13 protein-coding genes are annotated in these 18,834 nt (G+C 72.7%); 5 read left to right on the top strand and 8 right to left on the bottom strand.

The window, feature by feature from the left end; all coding sequences use genetic code 11:
* Window positions 1–129 precede the first annotated feature (129 nt).
* Together MXD57_RS01370 and MXD57_RS01375 are read left to right on the top strand one after the other, a co-directional pair.
* Window positions 130–831 carry a hypothetical protein gene (locus MXD57_RS01370; RefSeq protein ID WP_250399376.1) on the top strand — a complete coding sequence of 234 codons (702 nt, stop codon included), beginning with the start codon at window positions 130–132 and terminating at the stop codon, window positions 829–831.
* Between the two features lie 146 nt (window positions 832–977).
* Complete coding sequence (locus MXD57_RS01375; protein ID WP_250399377.1) at window positions 978–1,730, top strand: hypothetical protein; 753 nt, start codon at window positions 978–980, stop codon at window positions 1,728–1,730.
* Window positions 1,731–1,754: 24 nt separating this feature from the next.
* Here the strand turns inward: MXD57_RS01375 and MXD57_RS01380 are convergent, their stop codons facing one another.
* From MXD57_RS01380 to MXD57_RS01400, 5 genes are all read right to left on the bottom strand, one after another.
* Window positions 1,755–2,498 (bottom strand): GNAT family N-acetyltransferase, encoded by a 744-nt coding sequence (locus tag MXD57_RS01380; protein ID WP_250399378.1) that lies wholly within the window; start codon window positions 2,496–2,498, stop codon window positions 1,755–1,757.
* Between the two features lie 49 nt (window positions 2,499–2,547).
* Window positions 2,548–3,267 carry an HNH endonuclease family protein gene (locus MXD57_RS01385; RefSeq protein WP_250399379.1) on the bottom strand — a complete coding sequence of 240 codons (720 nt, stop codon included), beginning with the start codon at window positions 3,265–3,267 and terminating at the stop codon, window positions 2,548–2,550.
* Window positions 3,268–3,473: 206 nt separating this feature from the next.
* A complete protein-coding gene (gene mfd, locus MXD57_RS01390) occupies window positions 3,474–7,007 on the bottom strand; it encodes a transcription-repair coupling factor (RefSeq protein WP_250399380.1) in 3,534 nt (1,177 codons plus the stop codon).
* A gap of 311 nt (window positions 7,008–7,318) precedes the next feature.
* Complete coding sequence (locus MXD57_RS01395) at window positions 7,319–9,895, bottom strand: ABC transporter permease (RefSeq protein WP_250399381.1); 2,577 nt, start codon at window positions 9,893–9,895, stop codon at window positions 7,319–7,321.
* Window positions 9,892–10,680, bottom strand: coding sequence for an ABC transporter ATP-binding protein (locus MXD57_RS01400; protein ID WP_250399382.1), 789 nt, complete (start codon window positions 10,678–10,680; stop codon window positions 9,892–9,894). The genes MXD57_RS01395 and MXD57_RS01400 overlap by 4 nt, the downstream gene beginning before the upstream one ends.
* A 603-nt stretch (window positions 10,681–11,283) precedes the next feature.
* Here MXD57_RS01400 and MXD57_RS01405 point away from each other — a divergent pair.
* Window positions 11,284–11,694 (top strand): DUF485 domain-containing protein, encoded by a 411-nt coding sequence (locus MXD57_RS01405; protein ID WP_250399383.1) that lies wholly within the window; start codon window positions 11,284–11,286, stop codon window positions 11,692–11,694.
* Window positions 11,691–13,328 carry a sodium/solute symporter gene (locus MXD57_RS01410; RefSeq protein WP_250399384.1) on the top strand — a complete coding sequence of 546 codons (1,638 nt, stop codon included), beginning with the start codon at window positions 11,691–11,693 and terminating at the stop codon, window positions 13,326–13,328. Before MXD57_RS01405 ends, MXD57_RS01410 begins: the two co-directional genes overlap by 4 nt.
* A 31-nt stretch (window positions 13,329–13,359) precedes the next feature.
* Here MXD57_RS01410 and MXD57_RS01415 read toward each other — a convergent pair whose 3' ends face one another.
* The 3 genes from MXD57_RS01415 to MXD57_RS01425 all read right to left on the bottom strand — a co-directional run bounded on the left by MXD57_RS01415 (window position 13,360) and on the right by MXD57_RS01425 (window position 18,052).
* On the bottom strand, window positions 13,360–14,301 hold the full coding sequence (locus tag MXD57_RS01415) for a cellulose-binding protein (protein WP_250399385.1): 942 nt from the start codon (window positions 14,299–14,301) through the stop codon (window positions 13,360–13,362).
* A gap of 201 nt (window positions 14,302–14,502) precedes the next feature.
* Window positions 14,503–17,016: an SUKH-4 family immunity protein gene (locus MXD57_RS01420; protein WP_250399386.1), complete on the bottom strand. Its 2,514-nt coding sequence runs from the start codon at window positions 17,014–17,016 to the stop codon at window positions 14,503–14,505.
* Window positions 17,017–17,026: 10 nt separating this feature from the next.
* Window positions 17,027–18,052 carry an SMI1/KNR4 family protein gene (locus MXD57_RS01425; RefSeq protein WP_250399387.1) on the bottom strand — a complete coding sequence of 342 codons (1,026 nt, stop codon included), beginning with the start codon at window positions 18,050–18,052 and terminating at the stop codon, window positions 17,027–17,029.
* Window positions 18,053–18,315: 263 nt separating this feature from the next.
* Here MXD57_RS01425 and MXD57_RS01430 point away from each other — a divergent pair, with 263 nt between their 5' ends.
* Window positions 18,316–18,828, top strand: coding sequence for a YwqJ-related putative deaminase (locus tag MXD57_RS01430; protein WP_250399388.1), 513 nt, complete (start codon window positions 18,316–18,318; stop codon window positions 18,826–18,828).
* Window positions 18,829–18,834 lie beyond the last annotated feature (6 nt).

Below are 18,834 nucleotides of genomic sequence, written 5' to 3' on the forward strand. Positions count from 1 at the left end.
CTTCACGACCGTGTATCGCATCGCGAGTATGAAGCGTGTTGACTCGGTTCACAGTCTCTGTTCTTATTGACCCAGCGAACGAGCGGCCAGCCGGAGGGGGCGGTCGCCGCATCGGGGAGGGGTTCCGTCATGGGCATGAAGGGCAAGATCGCGCTGGGTGCCGTCGTGGGTGTCGTCGTCATCGCCGCCGTGTCCGCCAACGCCGACGACAGCAAGGACGGCGGTTCCGGCAGCGGCAAGGACACCTCGGCGTCCGGCGCGCACCGGCCCGGCTCCAAGCAGGGCAAGGGCACCGGGGAGGACTCGGGCGACAGGGCCGCCGAGAAGAAGAAGGCCGCCTTCGAGGGGGACGGCGAGTTCCAGGTCGGCTCCGACATCAAGCCCGGCACCTACCGCACCACCGGCAACACCGACGGCCTGTGCTACTGGGAGCGCGCCAAGGACGCCTCGGGCGAGATGGACTCCATCCTGGCCAACGACAACGTCTCGGGCACGAGTTACGTCACCGTCAAGGCCGGCGACAAGCTGTTCAAGTCGAACGACTGCGCGGACTGGGAGGCCGTCACCGCGAAGACGAAGGGCTCACCCGCCTCCTCGATGGACGGCGACGGCGGCATGTTCAAGGTCGGCACCGACATCGCGCCGGGCACCTACAAGTCCGTCGGCAACAGCGACGACTCCTGCTACTGGGAGCGCGCCAAGGACGCCGAGCACGGGCTGGACTCGATCATCGCCAACAACAACGTGAAGGGCACGGCCGTCGTCACCATCGGCGCCGGCGACGCCTACTTCAAGACGAACGGCTGCGGGAACTGGAAGAAGACGGCCTGACCGACCCGTTCACCGCCGCACCACGCACCACCTCGCACCACCTCGCACCACCTCGCCGCGCGCCGGCGCGCCCCGGCGCGCGGCGCGCCGCGCACCGCTCCGCTTCTCACCACATCTCACCCCACTTCTCTCAGCAAGGAACTGTCATGCGCCGAACCGCACTTGCCGCCCTCTGTCTCGCCGCCGCGGCCACCGCGGGAATCACCGGCTGTCTGCCGGGGCAGGACAAGGCGGGCAGCGAGCCGAAGGGCCCGTTCGCCGGGCTGAGCGGCGGCGAGATCGCCGACCGCGCGCTGAAGGCCACCACCGGGGCCGCTTCGCTGCGGATGAAGGGCGATGTCGCCGACGACGAGAGCAAGGGCACCATCGGACTCGACATGGCCCTGGACAAGAAGGGCGAATGCGCCGGCACCATGAGCATGGGCGGCCAGGGCAAGGCCGACCTGATCAAGACCGGGAGCACCGTCTACATGAAGTACGACGAGGCGTTCCTGCGCGCCCAGAGCGAGGGCGAGTCCAAGGCCGACACCGACGCGGCCGTGGACATGCTGGCCGGGAAGTGGACCAAGATGGCGGTGAAGGGCCAGGACGCCAAGGACATCGCGGGTTTCTGCGACCTGGACTCGGTGCTGGCCGGCGCGGATGACGTCAGCTCGGACGCCACCCGCGGGAAGACCACCACCGTCGACGGCACCCCGGCGATCGTGCTGCACGAGAAGGACGGCAAGGACCGCTACACGCTGTACGTGGCGACCGAGGGCAAGCCGTACCTGCTCCGGGTCGACAGCGCGGCCGGCGCCAAGGAGCCGGTGCACCTGTCCTTCAGCGACTACGACAAGCCCGTCGCGGCGCGGAAGCCCGCCGGGAACGTCCTCGACCTGGACGCCCTGGGCGGCTGAGTCCGGACCGGGCCCGGCGCCGGGTCACAGCGGGTGCCGCATCCACACGTTGGGTTCGACGTAGACGGCGTACCCGCGCTCCGGTTCGCAGTGGACCGGGACCAGCGCGCCGGGCACCTCGACGTCCCCCCGGGTGTCGAAGGGCAGCCCGGTCCAGCGGCGCCACTCCTCGAGGGAGGCGCCGACGGTCATGGAGGCCGTGGCGACGGAGTCGACGGTGGCACCCGCTCGGGCGTGCACGCGCAGCCACGGGTCCTCCGGCAGACCGTCCGGGCGGACCCGGTGGGCGTACTCGGCGATCGGGGTCTGCGGTTCGCGGTGCTTGGCGCTGGGGCGGACGGGGGCGACCACCTCGCGGAAGCCGCGGGCGCGGGCGTTGTCCCGCATCGCCGAGAGCATGACGGCGGACAGGCCGCGCCCCTGGGCGTGCGGGGCGATGACGACGGAGACGGCGCCGACCGTGTCGGGGCGGGTGCCGCGGCGCAGGTCCGCGAAGACCCACAGCAGGATCTGGTCCCAGCCGCGGGCGGGCAGGGCGCCCCGGCCCTCGGCGGCGAGGCGGAAGGGGACGCCGAAGGCGTGGGCGACGACCTCACCGCGCTCGTCCTCGGCGAACAGCGCGTACGCGGGCAGCTCGGCGGGGATGCGGCCGTAGTGGGCGCTGCCCACGGGGTCGTTGGTCACGAACTCGGGCCAGGAGTCGGCCATCTCGACCACCGCCGGGAGCCGGTCGGGCCGCTCGGCGACGCTGTACACCTTCACGTCCATGCCGGTCACCGTAGGCGGTGCGGACCACCCCGGGAAACCGGGTCCGCGTTCACCGGGCCTTGAAGCGCTCCGGGGCGTTCGTCGGATTGCCGCCGGTGGGGAGCTTCTGGTCCGGGCAGGTGGCGAGCACCTTCTTCATCGCGGTCTTCTCCGCGGCGGTGACCCACAGGCCGTACTTCTTCTTCACGGCCACCTGCGCGGCGACGTAGTCGCAGCGGTAGTCCTTGTCGGGCGGCAGCCAGGTGGCCGTGTCACCGTCGCCCTTGCCGCGGTTGGCGCCCGCGTCGACCGCGAGGAGGTTGAGCGGGTCGTTGGCCAGGGCTATGCGCTTGCTGGGCTCCCAGTACTTGGCGCCCTTCTGCCAGGCGTCCGAGAGGGCGACGAGGTGGTCGATGTCGACCTGGCTGCGGCCGCGCCGGTAGGTGATGGTCTTGCCGGAGTAGGGGTCGGGCTTCAGCACGCCGTAGGAGACCTTGCAGTCCCCGTCGGTGAACCGCACCTGCTCCAGGTCGCGCTTGAGGATGTCGTCGCGCGTGTCGCAGGAGTTGGAGTCCGTGTCGGCCCAGGCGGAGCCGAAGCGCGCACGGGAGTAGCCGGTCTTGGGGGCGCGTCCCTTGACGGTCAGCGAGTCGGCGGCGGCCAGGGCCGCTCCGCCGTGCGCCTTCTCCCCGGGACCCGCGGTCCCGCCGATCGGATCGCCCTTGCAGCCGGCCACGGAGACCGCCATGACGACCGCCGCGGCGACCGCCCCGCCCCTCAGACGCGTCACGGTGCGCCTCCCTCACTAGCCCTGTCCGCCCCGATGTGCGGGCGGATCGTGTCCGCGTCCACCGTAACGGGCGTACGGCGCACAGCAGATGGGGCCCAATGGGGTGATCGGTGGCGCAATGGGTGCGATCGGCGCGAAATTCGACGCGCCGTAACCGGCCACGGCGGCGGGGCGGGAGGACCGCCCCCGCCCCGCGGCCGTACCTGCTACGACCCCAGGACCGAGGCCAGGAACTCGCCCACCCAGACCAGCAGTTCCCGGCCGACGAGCGGCTTGCCGCCGACCTTCGCGGTCTTCGGCCGCGGGACGAGGACCTGGTGTGCGGCCGGCTTGACGACCGTACCCGGGTACAGCCGCTTGAGCCGCAGCTCCTGCGATTCGCGCAGTTCCACCGGTGCGAAGCGGATGTTGTTGCCCTGGAGCACGATCTCGCCGACGTCGCACGCGCGCGCGAGCATCCGCAGCCCGGCCACCAGCAGCAGGTTCTCCACCGGCTCGGGCAGCTTGCCGTAGCGGTCGGTGAGCTCCTCGCGGACGGCCTTGATGTCCTCCTCCGAGTTGGCGGAGGCGATGGCGCGGTACGCCTGCAGGCGCAGCCGCTCGCCGGGGGCGTAGTCGTGCGGGACGTGCGCGTCGACGGGCAGCTCGATCTTCACCTCGAGCGGCGGCTCCTCCTCGATCCCGCCGGTCTCGAGCTGCCGCCGGTAGTCGGCGACGGCCTCGCCGACCATCCGGACGTACAGGTCGAAGCCGACGCCCGCGATGTGCCCGGACTGCTCGCCGCCGAGGAGGTTTCCGGCGCCGCGGATCTCCAGGTCCTTCATGGCGACGTACATGCCCGCGCCCATCTCGGTGTGCTGGGCGATGGTGGCCAGGCGCTCGTGCGCGGTCTCCGTCAGCGGCTTCTCCGGCGGGTACAGGAAGTAGGCGTAGCCCCGTTCCCGTCCCCGGCCGACCCGGCCGCGGAGCTGGTGGAGCTGGGACAGGCCGAAGTTGTCGCCGCGCTCCACGATGAGGGTGTTGGCGTTGGAGATGTCGATGCCGGACTCGACGATCGTGGTCGACACCAGCACGTCGAACTTCTTCTCCCAGAAGTCGACGACCACCTGTTCCAGCGCGGACTCCGACATCTGGCCGTGAGCCGTGGCGATCCGTGCCTCGGGGACGATCTCGCGCAGGCGCGCAGCCGCCCGGTCGATGGACTCGACCCGGTTGTGGATGTAGAAGACCTGGCCCTCGCGCAGCAGTTCACGGCGTACGGCGGCACCGATCTGCTTCTCCTCGTACGGTCCGACGAAGGTGAGGACGGGGTGCCGCTCCTCGGGCGGGGTGGTGATGGTGGACATCTCCCGGATGCCGGTGACCGCCATCTCCAGGGTGCGCGGGATCGGGGTGGCGGACATGGTCAGGACGTCGACGTTGGCGCGGAGCTTCTTGAGCTGCTCCTTGTGCTCGACGCCGAAGCGCTGCTCCTCGTCCACGACGACCAGGCCGAGGTCCTTGAACTTGGTCTCGGAGGAGAACAGGCGGTGGGTGCCGATGACGACGTCCACCGAGCCCTCCTTCAGTCCCTCCAGGACGGCCTTCGCCTCGGTGTCGGTCTGGAAGCGGGAGAGGGCCTTCACGCTCACCGGGAACTGCGCGTACCGCTCGGAGAACGTCCCGAAGTGCTGCTGCACCAGCAGGGTGGTGGGGACGAGCACGGCGACCTGCTTGCCGTCCTGTACGGCCTTGAAGGCGGCCCGCACCGCGATCTCGGTCTTGCCGTAGCCGACGTCGCCGCAGATCAGGCGGTCCATGGGGATCGACTTCTCCATGTCCTCCTTGACCTCGGCGATGGTGGTGAGCTGGTCGGGGGTCTCCGCGTAGGGGAAGGCGTCCTCCAACTCGCGCTGCCACGGCGAGTCGGCGCCGAAGGAGTGGCCGGGGGCGGCCATGCGGGCGCTGTAGAGCTTGATCAGGTCGGCGGCGATCTCCTTGACGGCCTTCTTCGCGCGCGCCTTGGTCTTGGTCCAGTCGGCGCCGCCCAGGCGGTGCAGGGTGGGGGCCTCGCCGCCGACGTACTTGGTGATCTGCTCGAGCTGGTCGGTGGGGATGTAGAGGCGGTCGCCGGGCTGGCCGCGCTTGGCGGGGGCGTACTCCACGACCAGGTACTCGCGGGTGGCGCCCTGCACGGTGCGCTGCACCATCTCGATGTAGCGGCCGACGCCGTGCTGCTCGTGGACGATGTAGTCGCCCGCCTCCAGGGTGAGCGGGTCGATCGTCTTGCGGCGCCGGGCCGGCATGCGGGCGCCGTCCTTGCCGGCGGCCTTCTGGCCGGACAGGTCGGTCTCGGTGAGGACGGCCAGCTTCAGCGCCGGGTCCACGAAGCCGTAGTCGATGCAGCCGCAGGCGACGTGCACCAGGGCGGGGCTCAGCTCGCCGAGGTCGGCGTCCAGGCGGGCGGCGACGCCCTCCCCGCCGAGCACCTCGACGGTGCGGGCGGCGGGGCCGTGGGCCTCGGTGACGAAGACGGTGCGCCAGCCGTCGGCGAGCCAGCCCTTGGTGTCGGCCAGGGCGCGGGCGGTGTCGCCGCGGTAGGTCTCGGTGGCGTGCATGCCGAGTTTGAGCGTGTCCGCGTCGAGGTCTTCGTCAGCGGCGAACGGCGACACCGACCACCACAGCATGTCCAGCTCGCGCGCGCGGTCGCGGACGCCGGCGATGGACCACAGGGAGGCCGCGCCGACGTCGATGGGCGCCTCGCCGCCGCCCGCGGTGGCCGCCCAGGACGCCTGGAGGAACTCCTGCGAAGTGGCGACGAGGTCCGCGGCACGCGTGCGTACCCGCTCCGGGTCGCACACGACCGCCATGGCGCCCTTGGGCAGGACGTCGACCAGCAGTTCCATGTCGTCCACCAGGACGGGGGCCAGGGACTCCATGCCCTCCACCGCGATGCCCTCGGCGATCCTGCCGAGGAGTTCGCCCAGCTCCGGGTGCTGTTCGGCGAGGGCACGCGCGCGTGCGCGCACGTCGTCGGTGAGCAGCAGTTCGCGGCAGGGCGGTGCCCACAGGCCGTGTTCGGCGACTTCGAGGGAGCGCTGGTCGGCGACCTTGAAGTAGCGGATCTCCTCGACGTCGTCGCCCCAGAACTCGACGCGCAGGGGGTGTTCCTCGGTGGGCGGGAACACGTCCAGGATCCCGCCGCGCACGGCGAACTCGCCGCGCTTCTCGACCAGTTCCACGCGCGCGTACGCGGCGGCCGCGAGGGCTTCCACGATGTCGTCCAGGTCCGCGGCCTGCCCCGTCTTCAGGGACACAGGTTCCAGGTCGCCGAGGCCCTTGACCTGCGGCTGGAGTACGGAGCGCACGGGTGCGACGACCACGGAGACCGGGCCGGTCTCGGGGTCGTCCGGGCGGGGGTGGGCGAGGCGGCGCAGGACGGCGAGGCGGCGGCCGACGGTGTCGCTGCGCGGGCTGAGCCGCTCGTGGGGCAGTGTCTCCCAGGAGGGGTACTCCGCCACCGTCTGCGGAGGCAGCAGGGTGCGCAGGGCGGCGGCCAGGTCCTCGGCCTCCCGTCCGGTGGCGGTGACCGCGAGCACCGTGCGGGAGGACTCGCGGGCCAGGGCGGCGACCGCGAAGGGGCGGGCCGCAGGGGGGCCGACCAGGTCGACGTGCATGCGGTTGCCGTCCGCCGCCGCCTCGATCGCTTCGGCGAGGGCGGGGTCCTTGACTACGGCGTCGAGCAGACCGTGCAGGCTCATGGAGAGGCTTTCCGTCCGGGTATGGGCAACGCGAATCGCCCGACACGCGGGGCGGGCCGGGGGTTCCCAGGGTACGTCGCCCGGGCTCCGGTCACCCGGCGGAGTGAACACGCCGGCCCGCCGGAGGGGCGCGGGGACGACGCGTGGCAGGGCCGGGGCACCTCCGCGGGGACTCCGGCCGCCTCTCCGGGGACCGCTGCTCGGTGGGGCGCCGCGACCGTGCCCGGGTGACGACGCCCGGCGCCGAGAAGTCCCCCGTGACTTCTCGGCGCCGTGTCCCCCGTGTCCCCCGTGTCCCCCGTCCGGGGTGGCTACTCGGTCGCGATGGCGTTCAGTACGTTCATCCGGCCCGCCCGGAACGCCGGGATCAGGGCCGCGAGCAGGCCCACGAAGGCCGAGGCGACGAAGACCGTGATGATCGTGGGCCAGGGGATCTCCAGGACCTTCATGCCTTCAAGGGCGAGGAGCTTCTGGGCGGTCGCGCCCCAGCCCATGCCCAGGCCGAGGCCGAGCAGGGCGCCGAACAGGGCGATGACCACCGACTCCAGCCTGATCATGCGGCGCATCTGGCGCCGGGAGAGGCCGAGCGCCCGCATGAGGCCGATCTCCCGGGTCCGCTCGACCACCGACAACGCCAGGGTGTTGACCACACCCAGGACCGCGACCACGATCGCGAGGGCGAGGAGGCCGTACACCATGTTGAGCAGCTGCCCCACCTGGTCGCGCAGGTTCTTCTTGTAGTCGGACCGGTCCATGACCGTCACCGACGGGTCCGCGGCCACCGCCTTCTTGAGCGCGGCGTAGACCTGGTGCTCGTCACCGCTGTGCCCGGCGAGCACCGCGAGGTCCAGCGGCATCCGGTCCGCGGGCATGTACCTGCCGACCGTGGTGATGGCCGTGTACATCCTCCCCTTGTCGACCGTGGTGTCGTCCGAGGTCACGGCGGCCACCCGGAGCCGGGCGGTGCGTGCCCCGTCGAAGGCGACCTTCAAGGTGTCGCCGACCTTGACGCCGTTCTTGTCAGCGAAGTCCGACCCGACGGACATCGCGTCGCGCCCGTAGACGGCGGACAGCCGGCCCGAGAGGGTCGTGCGGCGCACGTCCTGCGGGTAGGCGGCTTCGGCGGCCAACAGTTTCTGCTTCTGGGCGCTGCCGTTCGGCAGGGTCACCTCGGCGGGCACCTCCTTGACGCGGGAGACGTTGATGAGGCCGGGGGTGTCCTGCACCGCCTTCACCGCCGCCGGTGTGAGGGGCTTGGCACCGCCGCTCGACTCGATGATGAAGTCGGCACCGACCGACTTGTCCAGCTCGTCGGTGGCCGAGGCCACCATCGAGGAGCCCACGACCGACAGGCAGGCCACCAGGGCCAGGCCGATCATCAGCGCCGCGCCGGTGGCACCGGTGCGGCGCGGGTTGCGCAGCGCGTTGCGCTCGGCCATCCGGCCGACCGGACCGAAGATCCGCAGCATGACCGCGCCCAGAACACGTACCAGGCCGCCGGCGAGCAGGGGGCCGATGGCGACGAAGCCGATCAGGGTCAGCACCACGCCCAGGCCCAGCCACGCCGAGCCGACCTTGGCCTGGTCGGCGATGGCGGCGAGGTGCAGGCTCCAGCCGCCGGCACCGGTCAGGACCAGGCCGGTCACGGCCCGCACGACACCCGCCCTGGCGTCGGCCGGGGCGCCCGCCTCGCGCAGCGCCGCCATCGGGGAGACCTTGCCGGCGCGCCGGGCGGGCAGGTACGCGGCGAGGACGGTGACGACCACGCCGAGGAGCAGGCCGAGGGCCGGAGTGGTCCAGGCGACGGTCAGATCGTCGGTGGACAGGTGCATGCCCATGGTGCCCATGAGCTTCATCAGGCCGACCGCGATGCCGACCCCCGCGCCGACACCGAGGACGGACCCGATGACGCCGAGCAGCAGGGCCTCGACGAGCACGGAACGGTTGACCTGCTTGCGGGAGGAGCCGATGGCGCGCATCAGGCCGATCTCCCGGGTGCGCTGGGCGACCAGCATCGAGAAGGTGTTGACGATCAGGAAGATGCCGACCAGGAAGGCGATCCCGGCGAAGCCGAGCATCGCGTACTTCAAGACGTCCAGGAAGCTCTTGACGTCCTTCTGGTTGGCGTCGGCGACCTCCTTGGCGGTCTGCACCTTGTAGGTGTGGCCGAGTTCGGCGGTCACGTTCTTCTTCAGCTGCGCGTCGGTCACACCCTTGGCGGCGGTGAGGTTGACGTTCGTGTACACGCCGGTGCGGCCGACCAGGGTCTGCTGGGCGGTCTTCGTGTCCAGGTAGAAGATCGCCGCGCCGGGGTTGGTGACGGTGAAGGTGGCGATGCCGGACACGCGCGCGTGGTGCGTGCCCACGACGGAGATGATGCCGATCTCGTCGCCCAGCTTCAGGTGGTGCTTGTCCGCGGTGTCCGCGTCGACCATGACCTGGTCGGGACCCTCGGGCGCCGCACCCGAGGTGATCTTCATCGTGCGGGCGTCGTTGCCGTTCCAGCTGCCGACGATGGTGGGAGCGCCGCTCTTGGGCGAGAGCTTGTCCAGGTCGTGGTCGACGACGGTCACCGAGGTGGAGAACACCGTCCCCTCGGCCTTCGTGACGCCCTGGACCCCCCGCACGTCGCCGAGCACGGAGGCCGGCATGACCGGCGGCTTTCCGGTGCGGGAGGTGGTCTCGCCGGTGTCGGACGCGTCCTTGGCGGTGACCGTGACGTCCGAGGCCGTCGCCTGGAACAGCTTGTCGAAGGTGGTGTTCATCGTGTCCGTGAACACCAGCGTCCCGCAGACGAAGGCCACCGACAGCAGCACCGCGATCGCCGACAGCGCCATCCGGCCCTTGTGGGCGAAGAAGTTGCGCATCGAGGTCTTCAGCACGGTCATGACGTGCGCCCCCGGGCGTCGAAGTCCTTCATGCGGTCCAGGACCTGCTCGGCCGTCGGCTGGTGCATCTCGTCGACGATCCGGCCGTCGGCGAGATAGAGCACGCGGTCCGCGTAGGAGGCGGCGACGGGGTCGTGGGTGACCATCACGATGGTCTGGCCGAGTTCGGTCACGGAGCGGCGCAGGAAGCCCAGCACCTCGGCGCCCGCGCGCGAGTCCAGGTTCCCGGTCGGCTCGTCACCGAAGATGATCTCCGGGCGGGCGGCGAGCGCGCGGGCCACCGCGACGCGCTGCTGCTGCCCGCCGGAGAGCTGGGTGGGCCGGTGCTTGAGCCGCCCGGCCAGCCCGACGGTCTCCACCACCCGGTCCAGCCAGGCCCGGTCCGGCTTGCGGCCGGCGATGTCCATGGGGAGCGTGATGTTCTCGAGCGCGTTCAGCGTGGGCAGCAGGTTGAACGCCTGGAAGATGAATCCGATGCGGTCCCGGCGCAGCTTGGTGAGCTTCTTGTCCTTCAGGCCGGTGATCTCGGTCTCGTCCAGATGGATCTGACCGCTCGTCACCGTGTCCAGGCCGGCGAGGCAGTGCATGAGGGTGGACTTGCCGGACCCCGAGGGGCCCATGATCGCGGTGAACTGGCCGCGGGCGATGTCCACGTCGACGTGGTCCAGCGCGACGACGCGGGTCTCGCCGGACCCGTACGCCTTGACGACCTGCCGGGCCCGCGCGGCAACGGCCGTAGGTCCTCCAGTGCCCCCGTGCCTGGGAATGGTCACAGCCGATGTCACGGTACGTCTCCTATGTCGGTCGACAGGTCGTCGGGCGCGCCCGGTGTTCCGTCGCGCGTGTTCCGGGTACGACGCCGAGTCTGGCGTGGGTCGGGCGTGCCGCGCGCTGGTGCGAAGCCCCCTGTTGTGCGGGGGAAAGCCCCACCCCCGCCGGTTCGGTCAGCCACCCCCTGCGGCGTAAAGCCAGGTTAAGGACGGCCGGGTGCCTTCCTCGTCCTCCGGCGGGACGAACCCTCCCCGACCCGCAGTACGGAGATACCCCTAGGGGTCGTCCACCGTCGGGTGGAGACCCGCTCGGGGTCCGCTCCACCCGCCGGCCCGGAAAGGCTCCACCCTCCCGTCGCGTCAGGTGCAAGTCGGGCCGGCGCGGGGCGGCTTCAGCCCGGGCGGGCGCCGGCGGGCCGCGGCGCGAACGCCCTGGTTGCCGCGGGTGACGACACGGGCAGGACACGGTTCTGTGCAGGAAATGCATACCGACCGGCCAGTTCGGTGAAAAACCCGCGCGGCCGCGGAGCCCGCGAGTAGCGTGCGTGACTCCGTCTCCCAACCCCTACCTCCCTGCGGTCCGCCGCCACGGACCCGAGCCGCGCAAGGAGCCCCGGGATGTCCCACGACCCGCCGCACTCTCCCCCGCCGTACCCCACCTATCCCTGGCAGCCGGCGCCCCCCGAACCGCCGCGCCCGCAACGCGCCCCTGCCCGCGAACCCATCGGGCACCACGACGACCTGCGCGTGCTGCGCGGGGCCTACCGCTGGCAGCGGCGCACCGCGACCCTCACCGCGCTCGGCTACTTCACGCTGTTCCTCGTGCTGTCCGCCTGCGCCCCGGACGTGATGACGCGTGACCTCGCCGACGGCGTCCCGGCCGGACTGCTGCTCGCCCTGCTCCAGCTCCCGGTCACCTGGCTGGCGATCGCCCTGTACGAACACACCGCGCGCCGCCATGTCGACCCGCTCGCCGAGCGCATCCGCAAGGAGGCCGAACTGGACGCGCGACGGGGAGCGATCCGATGAGCGCCCGCGCCCTCCCGCCGGACGTCACCGGCTTCAGCGGCTCCGCTCAGGCCATGTCCCTGGTCGCCTTCTCCGCCGTGGCCACCCTCACCCTGCTGCTGTGCGTGATGACCGGCCCGGACCGCGACGACCTCGACGAGTTCTACACCGGGTACGGCACCCTGTCCCCGCTGCGCAACGGCCTCGCCATCGCCGGGGACTACATCTCCGCGGCGACCGTCCTGGGCACCGGGGGAGTGATCGCGCTGTGCGGCTACGACGGTGTCGTGCTCGCACTCAGCACCACCCTGTCGCTGCTGCTGCTGATGTTCCTGCTGGCCGAACCGCTGCGCAACGCGGGCCGGTTCACCATGGGCGACGCGCTGGCCCGCCGGATGCCGGGCCGCGCCGTGCGGATCACGGCGTGCGCGGTGACGATCGCCTCGCTGCTGCCGCTGATGCTGGTGCAGCTCGCCGGGACCGGACAGCTCATCGCGTTCATCCTGGGCTTCTCCGGCGAGTCGCTGAAGACCGGCTGCGTCGTGGGGCTCGGCGCCCTGATGATCGCCTACGCGGCGATCGGGGGCATGAAGGGCACCGCGCTGATCCAGATCCTGAAGATCGTGATGCTGGTCGGCTCCGGCGCCGTCGTCGCCGTACTGATCCTGCACCGCTTCGACTGGGACCCGGGCGCCCTGTTCCGGGCGGCGGCGGCGCGGAGCGGCGCCGGTCCGGCCTTCCTGCACTCCGGGCTGCAGTTCGCCGGGCACTCCGACGCCCGCCTGGACATGATCACCTCCGAGCTGACCATCGTCCTCGGCGGCGGCTGCCTGCCCCACATCACCATGCGCATGTACACCGCCTCCAGCGCCCGCCAGGTACGCCGCTCGCTGTCCTGGGCGGTGTCGCTGGTGGCGCTGTTCGTACTGGTCGTCACGGTGGTCGGGTTCGGCGCCACGGCCCTGGTCGGCCGGTCGGTGATCGCGGCGGCCGACAAGCAGGGCAACACCGCCTATCTGCTGGGCTCGCGGGCGGCGTTCGGGCCCGACGTGTCCACGGCGGAGAGCTTCCTGTTCACCCTGGTCACCACGGCGCTCTTCCTGACCCTGCTCGCCTCGGTCGCCGGAATGATCCTCGCCTGCGCCAACTCCCTCGCCCACGACGTGTTCGCCGCCCGGGTGCGGGAGATGCCTGCCCGCCGGGAGATGGCCGTGGCCCGCCTGTCCGCGCTCGGCGTCGGCGCACCCACGATCCTGCTGGCCACCCTGGTGCAGCACCACAGCCTGCAGCCGCTGGTGACGCTCTCCTTCTGTCTCGGCGCCTCCGCGCTCGCGCCCGCCCTCGTCTACAGCCTCTTCTGGCGCCGGTACACCCGCGCCGGACTGATGAGCACCCTGCTCGGCGGTTCGCTGACCGTGCTGCTGCTCATGCCGGGCACCAACCTCGTCTCCGGTTCGCCCGTCTCGGCCTTTCCCGACGCCGACTTCAACTGGTTCCCGTTCACCACGACCGGGATCGTCTCCATCCCGGCCGGCTTCTTCCTCGGCTGGCTGGGCACGGTCGTCTCCGGCCGCCGCAGGGCGGCGGAGCAGCGGCGTCGGTACGAGGCGGTGGAGGGCTGGATCCTGGCGGGCGCGGTCCGCAGGGGCGGCTGAGCCGGCGCGGCGCGAAGCACCGCCGCCCGGGTCAGGGGGTGGTGTCCTCCGGCTCACGCAGCCCCGACCCGGAGGGCACCACCCCCTGCTCCTGCTCCACCTTGCCGGTCAGGGCGACGAGGGTGGTGCGCACGGAGTCCATGTGCGTCTGGACCTCGTCCCAGGTCTCGCTGTGCTCGCGCAGCACCCGCTCGGTCTCCTGGGCGATGCGGTTCTCCTCCGTGTGCGCCTCGTCGACGATCTCGACGGCACGGACCCGCGCCTGCTCCTCGCGGCGGCGGGCGGCCTCCTCGGCCTCGCCGAGGGCCCGTTCCGCCGCGGCGACCCGGGCCTGCGCGGCGTCGACCCGCTCGGCCTGGCAGGCCTCCAGCGCGACCAGCCGCTCCGCCTCCTCGCGCTCCACCGCCGCCAGCCGCTCCGACTGCTCCCCGGCCTGCTCGGCCGCGAGTGCGCCGATGCGCTCGCGCACCTCACGCAGCGCGGCGAGCGCCTCCCCGCGCCGTTCCTTCACCCCGCGCCGCGCGCCGATCCGCAGTTCGTCGGCCTCCGCGCGCGCGGCGAGGACGAGCCGCCGGGCGTGCTCCACGGCCTCCGCCCGCACCGTGTCCGCCGTCTCCCGCGCCGCCTGGTGCACGTCCAGGGCGTACGCCTCGGCCTCGGCGATCTCCTCCTGCGCCGCCCGCCGGGCGTCCTCGCGGACCTCGGCCGCCTCCCGCAGCACCAGTTCGTACAGGTGCGCCGCCCGCTCACCCAGCGACTCGTACGTCTGCGGCACCAGTTCGCCGACCGTCTCGCGCAGCCGCGCCGCCTCCGCCTCCATGTCCTTGGCGAGCACGGTCAGCCGCGCGGCGCGCTCCCACGCCGCGTCCCGGTCCCGTGACAGCGCCTCCAGACAGGCGTCGACCTGATCGGGGCGGTAGCCGCGCCCCCGTACGGTCTCGAGGCCGTACGGCGTCGTCGATGCGCTGCTCACCCTGGGAGCCCCTCTCCGCCGGACATACACGACATAATGATTTCGCGCATATCCTGCTAGACCGGACGTAAGTGTGCATAAAGCGACACTCCGCAGATGTGTCACGGTCGAAATCTCACGCGGCGGCGCGCGCGAAAACACTCGTGCCCTCCACGCACACGCGTGGAGGGCACGAGGGGGACGGGCCTCAGCGGGCGCGGGCTACAGCAGCCCGTCCCACATCTGCTCCAGCAGCACCGACCACCAGCTCTCCGGCGACCCCAGCGCCGCCGGGTCCAGAGCGGCCAACTGCGCCTGGAAGTCGACCGTCCAGCGGCCCGCCTGCTCCTGGTTCAGCCCGTGCCGAAGCCGCCACATCCGCCCCAGCAGCGCCAGGCACCGCGTGAACTCCGGCAGGCCCGTGTTCACGAACTGCGGCGGCACCGGAGCGCCACCGGGCCCGGCCTCCACCGGAACGGCCACGATGTTCGCCGTCCCGTACTGCACACAGACCGCCCGGCCGAAGTCCGTACCCATCACCAGGTACGACCCCGCGTCCGGAGCCGGCTGCACCCCGCGCTCCGCCGCCAGCTCCGCCAGCGTAGGCACCGGGCGGCCCGGCTGGGCCTGCGCCCAGAAGAAGGGACCCAGGTCCAGCGGCAGACCGGCCACCACCAGCGTGTGGGCCACCACCGGCGGCACGCCCTGCCGCGACACCGCCTGCTGCTCGAACCGGAAGACCCCCGGACCGAACACCGCCGCCAGCTCCTGGGCGACGCCCTCGGGCGGGACCGGCGGCGCCGGCTGCACCGGCGGCAGCGGCGCCCGCACCGGCGCCGGCCGGGCCGGACCGTCGGCGACCTGGTGCAGCTCACCCTGGTGGGCCAGCAACTGCTGCATGCCCTGCTGCCGGCTCGCGTGGTCCGTGCCGTACGGCGCGATGCTCGTGATCCGCGCCTGCGGCCACTGCTCCCGGATCATCCGCGCGCAGTACGCCCCCGGCAGCTCGCACGACTCCAGCTCCGTGTGCAGCTCCAGCACCTGGTCCGGCGGCACGTTCATCGCCCGCAGCTCATGGAAGATCTGCCACTCCGGATGCGGCGTGCCCGGCGCGGAACGCCGGATCAACTGCTGCTCGGAACCGTCCTGCGCGCGGTAGCGCAGCACCGCCTGATAGCCCGGGCCCACCGTCGGCTGCCCCTGCTGCGGATAGCCGTACGCCGGAGGCTGCCCGGGCAGCGGGCCGCCCGGCGGCGGCACCGCGCCCGAAGGCATGCCACCCGGCGGCATCGGCTGCGGTACGCCCGTCCGGCCCGGAACGCCCGGGACACCCGGCGGCGTGCCGGGCGGACCGGCCACGGGCGGCGGCGGAGGCGGCGGCGCTCCCGGGCCACCCGCGGGCGGGGCCGCCAGCACGGTCTCCGCGTGGTGCACCGCACCACGCCCTCCACCGGGCGCACCAGGCGCACCGGGCTGGGGGGCGCCGGGAGCGGGAGGAATCGGCATGCCCGGGGTGGCCGGCACCGTGGCCGCGTGGGGGGCGTCGCCCGGCGGCGTACCCCCGGGAACATCCGGCGCACCGGGCGGCTGCGGGGCACCCGGGGCGGCGGGACCCTCGGGGCCGAGCGCCGACACGAACTGCGTGGGCACATACCCGCCCGCGCCGGGGGCACCGGGCGCGGGCGCAGCGCCCGGACGCGCGCCGGGCACGCCCGGAGCACCCGGCGGCGGAGGCGGGATGCCCGGTCCGGCCTGCGGCTTGCGCGGCGGCGCCGCCTTGCTGGTCGCCGCGTCCGCGATGTCCCCGGCGTGCGGCGGCAGCGGCCGTTGCGGACCGCCCGGCGCGCCGGGCGGGGTACCGGGCGCACCCGGCGGGGCGTCCGGCGCCCCCTGCCCGCCCGGCGAGCCCAGCGCCGGCGCCACCGCGGTGGGCGGCAGCGCGCTGCCCCCGGACATCAGCGCCGTCTTGGCGTCCGGGGTGGCGGCGGGCGGCCGCGGCCCCTCGTCGTCCGGTGCGCTCAGCGGCGGCGCGAACACGGTCGCCGGCAACGGCACCGAACGGTCCTCGCCGGAATCCGCGTTGGTGTCCGTACCCGCCCACGGCGTGGCCCCGGCGGGCGTCCGCGGCGCACCGGGCATCCCCGCGCCCGGCGTGGCACCCGCACCGGCGGCCGGCCACGAGGCGCCGCTCCCGGAACCGGCCGGCGTGCCCGGCACCGCGTCCGAGGGTTCCGCGGCCGGCACCCCGGCCTGCGTCTCGGCGAGCGCCCCGCCGGCCGCGGCCGAACCGGCTTCGCCCGCGCCCGAATCCGCCGCCGCGGCCGCGGTCCGCGACGACTCCCCCGACCGGCGATCCGGGATACCCAGCTTGTCCGCCGCCTCCTGCAGCCACTCCGGCGGGCTCAGCAGGAACGACGTCTGATTCAGATCCACCCGGGCCGGAGCCTGCGCCGGCACCGCGTCGCGCACCTCGTCGACCCGCCCGTACTCCTCCTCGTACCGGCGGATCACCTCGCCCACCGGCAGCGCCGGCCACAACGTCGCCTCACCGCTGTCCCGGGCGATGACGAGGCGCTGCCCGCCCGCGTCCGAACGCGGCCCCTCGGCACGGTCCTCGCCCCACACCACGAAGCCCAGCTCGAACTCCCGCACCCGCACCTCACGATGCTGGTACGCGGGCACGTCACCGTTGATCCACTCCTCGGCGCGCTCCTGCGCCTGCGCAAAGGTCACCATCGCTCGCAGCTCACTCCCCCACCGGCACGGAAGACACCGGGACGGCACGCGCGAAACCGCCGTCCACCATCAGGCTCGCCACCGTCTCCAACTCCGGCGGGTTGCCCGCCAGCCGGGACAGGAACGCGTCGAAGTCGTCACCGCACGGCAGCAGCAGCCGCTCCACCCGCTCCGCGGGCGACCACGACGGGTCCACGTCCCGCGCGTCGTCGGACGCGCAGAACCACACCGAACCGACCCGCTCGCCGCGCACCTTCACCGCGAGCAGGCCGCCCTGCACGAAACCGACGCCCAGGTAGTCCTTCGTCAGGTGGTCGCGCAGACACTTGTTGACGTACACCAGGTCGTTGACCGCCGCCTCGTCCCGGACCGTGAAGAACGGCTGGTCCAGCAGCAGCCCCAGCTCGGCGTCCAGCGCCGCGCCCACCGGCGCGCTGCCGCCCGCCGCCTTGAGGAACGACCGGTACGCGCCCGGCAGGCGGTACCCCAGGTCCTCCTCGACGCCCTGCACCTGCGACTCCGTCACCGCCACACCCGACTTCGGCAGCCCGAAGTGCGCCGGACGCGTCTCCTGCAACGGCCGCGTACCACGCTTCGCGTGGTCCACCCGGGCCGTGGCCACCCCGCCGTGGTGCCGCAGCAGCGCCTTCACCTCGACCGGAACCAGCTCCAGCCGCCGCGTACCCACCACGTGATGCCACGTCCAGCCGTGCGGCGTCGCCACGTCCGGCACCGTGTCCCACAACTCGTGCCCCGTCGCGGCCAACGCCGCGTTCGCCGACACGTAGTCCGTCAGGCGCAGCTCGTCGACCCCGAAACCCTCCGGCGGATCGGCGATCTCCGCCGCCGCGCGCGCGTACGCCGAGAAGTCCGGGTAACCATGCTCATCGACCCGTACCCCTCTCGGGTGACGTGCCGCCCGGACCGGATCCGGGAAGTGCACGACCTGCCCGGCGTAGGCCGCGTTCGGCGGCACGGCTTGTCCCCCGGCCTGGCGGCTGGGCGGTGCCCCCAGCCCGAGCCGACCTGTCGTCATGGCGGTTGCCCCCTGAGGCGTTCTCTCTGGCCTGAACGGCGGTGTCGATCGCGGATGCCGACAGCCTAAGCGGTACGCACACACCGGTCACCGGCCCGCCGCCCCGCCCCGCCGCATCCCGCCCCCACTTCCGTGACCAGCCGTCACCCCAACGTGACGGCGCCACCCGACCCGGGCGTGTCGCGCCGCCCCAGCTTCCGCACCAGCCATGGCATTTGGCACTCTGTGTCCTTCGGGGGCACTCCCGGGGAGGGAAAACGCACATGAACGCGACGCAGACCGGAGGTACCGAGGTGCGGTCCGGCGACCCGCGCATCGGCTGGAGCGACACCCGCATACTCCTCGCCCCCACCCTCCACCACCGCCGTGACGGCATCCTCCCCACCATCGCCGCGGCCCTCTCCGTGCGCGGCACCACCCTCACCGGCACCGCCGCCCGCGGCGACCGGCCCCCGGTCCTGCACCCCCTCGTGCAGGACTTCCTCGACACCCTCACCAGCGCCCAGCGCGACCGCTTCACCGGCCGCTGCGCCGAGACCATCCTCATCTCCCGGCACATCACCGCCGCCGACGCCGCCCGCAGCAGGCGCGCCGCCCGCAAGCCCATGACCAACGGCGAAGCCCGCAAGGTCCTCAAGCAGGCCAAACTCACCACCCGCCGCATACGCGAGGACGGCGACCCCCTGCACGGGAACTTCGCCGCCCTCTGCCGCGCCTGCACCGCGCTGAGCGCCCACTTCGGTGTCCGCGTCGTCGACCCCGGCTCCGAGGGCTGAACCCCC

The organism is Streptomyces cellostaticus (assembly GCF_023630175.1).
In the GTDB taxonomy this organism is placed as follows: Bacteria; Actinomycetota; Actinomycetes; order Streptomycetales; family Streptomycetaceae; genus Streptomyces; species Streptomyces cellostaticus_A.